Raw genomic sequence first — 7350 nt, forward strand, 5'->3', positions numbered from 1 at the left:
ATGAGATAAAAAATACAACGGCTAACGAAATAATGATTCCCATATATATCTGTCACTTTCTTTAAAAATTTAAAACCAATAGAATAAATCTTACCACTTATCTCATACATTCTTCAATAGTTCTAACCTATCCGGCTTATGCTATAGTAGAGGTAGTTATAAAATGGAATCCCCTCAAAGGAAAGAGAGTAAAGTGTCAGTTAATGCCGAGAAAGTAGAAATCAAGAGTTTTGAAGAAGCATATGAAGATGCTAAAAACAGAATTTCAGATCTAACAGTGCAAGAATTAGCACAATTCATAAATCTAGTTCCAACAATTACAAACCAGAATGGCACAGAAGAAAAGGAGGTTAAGGTAGAGGATATTATGCACAAGTTTTATCAGATGATGGAGTAACTAAAGACATTGTTGTAACGACTTTCAATGAAGTTTATCTGCCTTCCGCTACTTACTCAAAGAGTGGACAAAAATATGATAGTATGAGAAGTGTATTAGCAAAAGCTAGAATACATATCAAACCACTACTATAAACGGCATTACAAACGTTAAATTAACAGGAAGTGTAACAGGTGGCTGGGATAGACTAGATAATCAAGTTAGTTTATCTAATAGAGAGGTAATTTACGGTTCATCAGGAGCTAACGGTAGTATTCTAGAACCCAAATACCTTCCAGTAACTCTTTTAGCTATTCAGTTCCTACATTCCTACAAGTTGGAGTTATCAACCACTAGCTTGGCACCACGAAGTAGGTGTAAATACAAATATTAGGATTACTAGAGGGGGTTCTCTTGGAATTTGCCTTTTTCGGTAAAATATTAATTATACGTACCAACATTAACATAATAGTTTCCTAGTATAACAAAACGCTAGAAAACAACATACAGAATATTGATATTGATAATGATACATCTAAGTAGAATTTTAATATAAAACTTTTTAACACCGATTGATTTCTTTTTGGAATATTTTCATTGGTGTTTTTTGTTGCTTAGATAATTATAAGTGATTTTTAATTTCGGATAACTTGTATAGTAAAATCTAATGTTATTTAATTATGTGAACACTGAACTTTATATGTTTTTCCACACTATAATCCGAATACCCATAATAAGTTATATATATGTAATTAGTATGATAATTATTGGAATTAACGCCCATACATAAGCATAATGTATAATCTTGTTTTTTTCACTACTAAATCTATGGACAATAGATAAAATAAACACAAAGTATAGAATTAAAAAATAAATAATGATAAAAAGCAGTAGAATGTTCCATATTTCAAACATATTAAAAAGTATATTAAAACTAATGATAAAGCCAAGAAATGAAAGAAATGAAATGATAAAAGCGAAAAATGGTAGCTTATTCCATAATTTATGCTTTAACAAAGATGTATTCTTTCTGAATAGGAGATGAGTAAACACATAAAAATAAGAAATCACAATAAAAATTAACCCGATACTCAAATAAAGCATACCTGTAGGATTTTGTGGTAACCCGTATCTGTTTAGTAAGTAATCTAAGACAATCAATTTTGCTAGGAAAAGAATACTGATGATAATTTGTACGAATGTTTCCCTTTTATGATTCTTCATACTAGCCCAGCCTTCCGAATCAAAATTATAATATTTAGTTTAGCATAAATTGTATAGTAATGCTAAAAAGGGAGTATATAGAATGTTAATAAATTAAAAGGCCCGATTCTATGTCTAAATAATATTTTTAAAGCTGGAGAACATGGTTTAGAAGTTCGAGCGTTGGATTATACGGATAACGAAAGGTTAAAACAGGAGATCAGTCATTCATACGTAAGACACGGTTCAATCAATATGGTTGTTGCTTGGATTCACGGTACCGCTCCAAGGGCAATTCCAACGATCATGAAACAGGTTTCTGAACTTCAAGAAAATAAACAGTGGACGTTTGTTATCATTAAAAGTAGTGGTAATTTAGATAGAATTATAACACCAGTAAAGAGTACAGAGAGAAATTGTATCATAAAGGAAGTGCAATTAGGGTTTATTTATAATGAAAATACTTCTCGCTGGTTAACCCATGAAGAAATATCAAGAGGTACCATCCAAGCGATTAAAGGAAATAAAAATAAAACAATAGTCGGTACCTTGACACCTTGGAATCAAAGACCATAAAGCCCATTTGCTAATTATAAATAACTGTAGACATTACGAACTTGTCAACAGTTATTTTTCTCCGTTCGTTTTATATGTTAATGTGTCTTGCGTCTTTCTAAAGCGTGCACACATATACATAATATTTTGCAGCTAGTGCATGGTATGATACAGTTCATTTCTACAGGCTTATGCTATAGTAGAGGTAGTTATAAAATAGAGAGGATTTTAAAAAATTGAGTAAATCACTTGTTTTAGCAGAAAAGCCATCCGTTGCACGTGATATCGCGAGGGTGCTTGGCTGTAATAAAAATGGCAGCGGCTATTTAGAAGGATCGAAATATATTGTCACATGGGCGCTTGGGCATTTGGTGACGCTTGCGACCCCAGATATGTATGATAAAAAGTATAAAACATGGCGTATGGAAGATTTGCCGATGGTGCCAGAATAATTAAATTAACCTCATTTAATTAATTATTTTGGGCATGAGTTGACTAAATGAAATGTACCAGTATATGTTTTTGAGTACTCTATCAAAACTCTTAATGCAATATGTTTTAATTACTTTTGTTTTATTTTAACCTTTCTATATCCATGTTATAAGTTTAAAATAAATACTAGTTCATAGATCGTGAGTATTTATAAGAATATTTAAAATTTATGTTAAAATAGTAAGGAATTGTGAATGGTGTACTTGATCGAATAGATTAGTTGAAAGCAAAGTGCAGAGTGCTACAAGGTGGATGTCATATTAATTGATCATTTTCCTTGATTACTAAATCTAGTGTACGTAGAATATTTTAGCTTTAATCAAGGCTTCATACTTTTTGTAAAAATATGGAACAGGAACAGTAATAGTAATAGTAGTCTCTTGTTATCAAATGAAGTAGGTGAATCGTTTTGAATAAAAAGATAAAAAAAGATGATTTACGAGTTTTAAAAGTAATTGCAGAAACGTTAAACCGTTCCTATGAATTAGAGGGGATGCTACAATCAGTTCTTGCCAAACTATTAAAAGTAACTGGTTTAAATACAGGGTGGATTTTTCTTGTTGATGATAAAAAGCCACACTATACGTTCATGGCGAGCCATCATTTGCCGCCTGCTTTATCTTGGGGAAATTATGAGCCGATGTGCAAAGGTACTTGTTATTGTTTGAACAATTATTGGGATGGTAAGTTAGTGAAACCTGTTAATATCATCGAATGTAAACGGTTAAAGAATGCGGTAATGTATGATTGGGGAGATACGAATGCTATTACCCATCATGCTACAGTTCCTTTATCAGATGGAGAAGAACAGTTTGGAATTTTAAATGTTGCTGCTCCAAATAAACAGTTTTTTTCAGATGATGAACTAACGTTGCTTGAATCAATTGCTTATCAAATTGGAACGGCTGTAAAAAGAACGAGGCTCTATCATTCTCAAAAAAAGCGCGCAGAAAATTTAGCATTGCTAGACGAGGTAGTTCGTTATATCTCTAGGCTTTCCGATATAAGCACGTTTCTAAAAAAAGTGGTTAATCAGTTACATCATGTTTTTCAATGGTCGTTTATCGCTTTTTATTTAAAAGAAGGAGATACGTTTAAACTTTGTGCTAGTAATCAAGCCAATAAAATGCATCGTGAAAATAAACAGTTACAAGATATCTTTCATCATGATATGAGAAAAGCTCTTTCAAAGAAGAAAATGATCAAAAATATTGAAGCAAGTTCAAATATGCGTTCGTTAGGATTTCCGGAGTATCACTCATCAATTACTGTACCTATCATTGCACTTCGAGAGGCTAAACAAGGAGTACTTGTCGTTGCAGGGGAAACAGATCATTTTTTTTCTGAAAGTGATTTGGAAGTGTTAAAATTGCTCGCCGATCATATTTCCCTAGCCCTCGAAGGGATGTTGGTCAATGAAAAACGGCAAAAGATGTTAGTACTAGAAGAAAGGAATCGACTTGCTAGAGATTTACATGATTCAGTTAATCAAAAACTTTTTTCTCTCTCCTTAACGAGCAGAGGTTTGAAAGAAATGTTACCAGAAGAAAACCGAGAACTTTTGAATGCAATGGATCGTATGCAAGAGTTGTCACAAAATGCGCTCACTGACATGAAGTCACTTATTTGGCAATTGCGTCCAGTCGGGTTAGAAGGAGGCCTAATGACTGCATGGATAAATTATGGCAGAAAACTCGGGTTGTCTGTCACAGACTCAGTTCATGGTGTGTATAGTTTCCCAGCAGAAATCGAGGAAACGCTCTGGAGAATTGGTCAGGAAGCTTTAAATAATGTAAAAAAACATGCGAATACACAAGAAGTATCAATTAACTTACAATCAACGTCTCAAAGCCTTCTTCTTGAAATCTCTGATAAGGGAAAAGGCTTTGAACCGGATAAACAAGAAAGACAGTGGTCGTTAGGATTACACACAATGAGGGAACGAACGGAAAAGATTGGTGGGGTATTTTTTATCCAAAGTAATATCGATGAAGGAACGACCATTAGGGTAGAAATACCTTGGAGAAAGAGTGGTTACCATGACGATTAAAGTACTGCTCGTCGACGATCACCAAGTTGTTTTACAAGGGTTAAAGTTCTTTTTGAACACCCAATCAGATATAGAAATTGTGGGCGAGGCGAATAACGGAAGAAAAGCATTAGAAGCGATCGAACAATTAAAACCTGATATCGTTTTAATGGACTTAGTAATGCCTGTCATGGATGGGGTCGAGGCCACAAGGAAAATAAATGAACTGTATCCCGCCATAAAGGTAATTGTATTAACTAGTTTCTCTGAACAAAATCACGTTTTGCCAGCGCTGAGAGCAGGTGCGGTAGCTTATCAACTCAAGGATATTGAACCAGATGAGTTGGTTAATACGATCCATTCGGCTTTTCGCGGAGAGAAGCAACTTCATCCTAAAGCGACAAATTTGCTTTTATCCCATATGACAGACGATACTCATGTAATAGATGAATTAAATTTAGCTTCGTTATCTCCCCGTGAAATGGATGTTCTATATCATATATCCCTTGGGAAAAGTAATAAACAAATTGCATGCGAACTTTGTATTACGGAAAAAACGGTTAAAACACATGTCAGCAGCATTTTAAGCAAACTGGAATTAGACGATCGCACACAGGCAGCAATTTTTGCGTTAAAAAATAATATATTTGATCATAAGAAAAATAGTTAGACTAAAGTCGTAAGAACCCTACTAAATAAGTAGGGTTTTCTTTTGTCAGTAATTCATCCTTTGTACTGAAGACAGATTCATTATTTATTTGTAAGATAAAATTGTTAGTGGGTAATGTATGGAGGAGTAGTTACCGTTTCTGTATTTACATAAATATTAAGAAAAAGAGGTGTCAATGATCGTGAGTCAAAATGAAACAGAAAGAAAAGAACTAGATGTGCTTATCGAGGATCCAAAAGAAAAACTTTTAACGAAAGAATTTTTGTTCGTTTGTATGTCTGCGTTATTCTTTTGGTCATCTGTTTTTTTCCACGGCACGTTATTCCCTCTTTATTTAGATGGGCATGGATATTCAGAAGCAACGGTTGGTTTTGTTGTCGGTTCCGGTGCTTTAGCTGCATTGGTCGGAAGAGTGTTGTCCGGTTGGACTGTCGATAAATGGGGAACTCGCTTGTTTGTATTCTGGGGTGCAATCGCATGGGCGATCACTTCTCCATTCATGGCATTGACGACAAATATTGTGTTGTTAACATTTTTTCACCTTATCCAAGGGTTTGGTTTAGCGATCTTCTTAAACGCTTCATTGGCTCAAATGGCAAAAGTAGCTCCAGAAGGAAAAAGAGGAGCAGCTGTTGGTTGGTGGGGGATTACAAATAATTTATCGAGTGCAATCGGTCCTGTAATTGCAATATGGATCATGCAAGATTTTGGATGGTTTGTAGCTTTTGTCACAGCTGGGGTAACAGCATTATTTAGTGCCATTTTAGGTCTCCTTCCAACAGAAATAGAATCAAGCGAAATGAATTCTGAAACTGAAGAAAATAAATTTCGAGTAATATCACCAAAAGCTGTATTACCGGGAATGGTTGGTGCTGCATTAGGTTTTGCCTCTGGGGGTTATATCACGTTTGCACCACTCATTGCGAGAGATCTTGGTTTATCGAATGTAGGAATCTATTTGATGGTACTTGCAACCGCAATGGTCGTTGCAAGAATGACATTTGGTCCACTTTCGGATAAAAAAGGTAGGAAATGGGCGATTTTACCTGGACTTCTTTTAATCATTGTATCGATGATTTTAATTGGTATGATTACTCACTCACTTTTAGCACTTATTGTTCCCTTTTTATTTGGTTTAGGAATTGGGGGGGCAATGCCTGGTCTCATTGCTTGGACGTTAGACCGGTCCAAAGCAACGGAATCGGGTTTAGCTGGTAGTACGTTTTATTTCATTTATGAAATAGGTATGTTTTTTGGTCCAATCATATTAGGAATATTGCTAGAAGTAGGAAATTATTATAGCTATCTCGTTATTGCAGCCATCATATTTATCGTTATGCTGTTTTATTTGTATTCTCTTCGTCAAGAAAAAATGGTATAGGGGGAAATTACATTGAATCTAGGTCATGTATTAGTTTTTGGTGGAACAGGAATGCTTCAGGAAGCGACTGGATGGATTGCAAAATATGCAGAGCACACTATCGCTTTTGGAAGAAATAAACAAAGACTTTCTCGTTTACAAGGAGAGTATGGAGAACATGGTTTAGAAGTTCGAGCGTTGGATTATACGGATAACGAAAGGTTAAAACAGGAGATCAGTCATTCATACGTAAGACACGGTTCAATCAATATGGTTGTTGCTTGGATTCACGGTACCGCTCCAAGGGCAATTCCAACGATCATGAAACAGGTTTCTGAACTTCAAGAAAATAAACAGTGGACGTTTGTTATCATTAAAAGTAGTGGTAATTTAGATAGAATTATAACACCAGTAAAGAGTACAGAGAGAAATTGTATCATAAAGGAAGTGCAATTAGGGTTTATTTATAATGAAAATACTTCTCGCTGGTTAACCCATGAAGAAATATCAAGAGGTACCATCCAAGCGATTAAAGGAAATAAAAATAAAACAATAGTCGGTACCTTGACACCTTGGAATCAAAGACCATAAAGCCCATTTGCTAATTATAAATAACTGTAGACATTACGAACTTGTCAACAGTTATTTTTCTCCGTTCGTTTTAT

General features: G+C 34.6%; 7 protein-coding genes and 1 pseudogene. 7 read left to right on the forward strand and 1 reads right to left on the reverse strand.

Annotated elements, in window-relative coordinates; all coding sequences use genetic code 11:
- Positions 1-193 precede the first annotated feature (193 nt).
- Positions 194-397: a hypothetical protein gene (locus SPD89_RS22050; protein ID WP_336264090.1), complete on the forward strand. Its 204-nt coding sequence runs from the start codon at positions 194-196 to the stop codon at positions 395-397.
- A 717-nt stretch (positions 398-1114) separates the two neighbouring features.
- Here the strand turns inward: SPD89_RS22050 and SPD89_RS22055 are convergent.
- Entirely contained in the window at positions 1115-1600 is a 486-nt protein-coding gene (locus tag SPD89_RS22055; RefSeq protein WP_336264091.1) for a hypothetical protein, read from the reverse strand.
- Positions 1601-1762: 162 nt separating this feature from the next.
- On the opposite strand from SPD89_RS22055, the gene SPD89_RS22060 reads away from it, so the two are divergent.
- The 6 genes and pseudogenes from SPD89_RS22060 to SPD89_RS22085 all read left to right on the forward strand — a co-directional run bounded on the left by SPD89_RS22060 (position 1763) and on the right by SPD89_RS22085 (position 7276).
- Complete coding sequence (locus tag SPD89_RS22060) at positions 1763-2155, forward strand: short-chain dehydrogenase (protein ID WP_336264092.1); 393 nt, start codon at positions 1763-1765, stop codon at positions 2153-2155.
- A gap of 215 nt (positions 2156-2370) precedes the next feature.
- Positions 2371-2583: pseudogene (locus SPD89_RS22065) on the forward strand (hypothetical protein); the annotation flags it as partial.
- A 452-nt stretch (positions 2584-3035) separates the two neighbouring features.
- Positions 3036-4676, forward strand: coding sequence for a GAF domain-containing sensor histidine kinase (locus SPD89_RS22070; protein ID WP_336264093.1), 1641 nt, complete (start codon positions 3036-3038; stop codon positions 4674-4676).
- Positions 4666-5325 carry a response regulator transcription factor gene (locus SPD89_RS22075; RefSeq protein ID WP_336264094.1) on the forward strand — a complete coding sequence of 220 codons (660 nt, stop codon included), beginning with the start codon at positions 4666-4668 and terminating at the stop codon, positions 5323-5325. Before SPD89_RS22070 ends, SPD89_RS22075 begins: the two co-directional genes overlap by 11 nt.
- 181 nt (positions 5326-5506) lie before the next feature.
- Positions 5507-6706: an MFS transporter gene (locus SPD89_RS22080; RefSeq protein WP_336264095.1), complete on the forward strand. Its 1200-nt coding sequence runs from the start codon at positions 5507-5509 to the stop codon at positions 6704-6706.
- Positions 6707-6718: 12 nt separating this feature from the next.
- Positions 6719-7276, forward strand: a complete 558-nt coding sequence (locus SPD89_RS22085) for a hypothetical protein (protein WP_336264096.1) — start codon at positions 6719-6721, stop codon at positions 7274-7276.
- Positions 7277-7350 lie beyond the last annotated feature (74 nt).

The sequence above is a fragment of the Pseudogracilibacillus sp. SO30301A genome, from assembly GCF_037072025.1.
Classification (GTDB): domain Bacteria; phylum Bacillota; class Bacilli; order Bacillales; family Amphibacillaceae; genus Pseudogracilibacillus.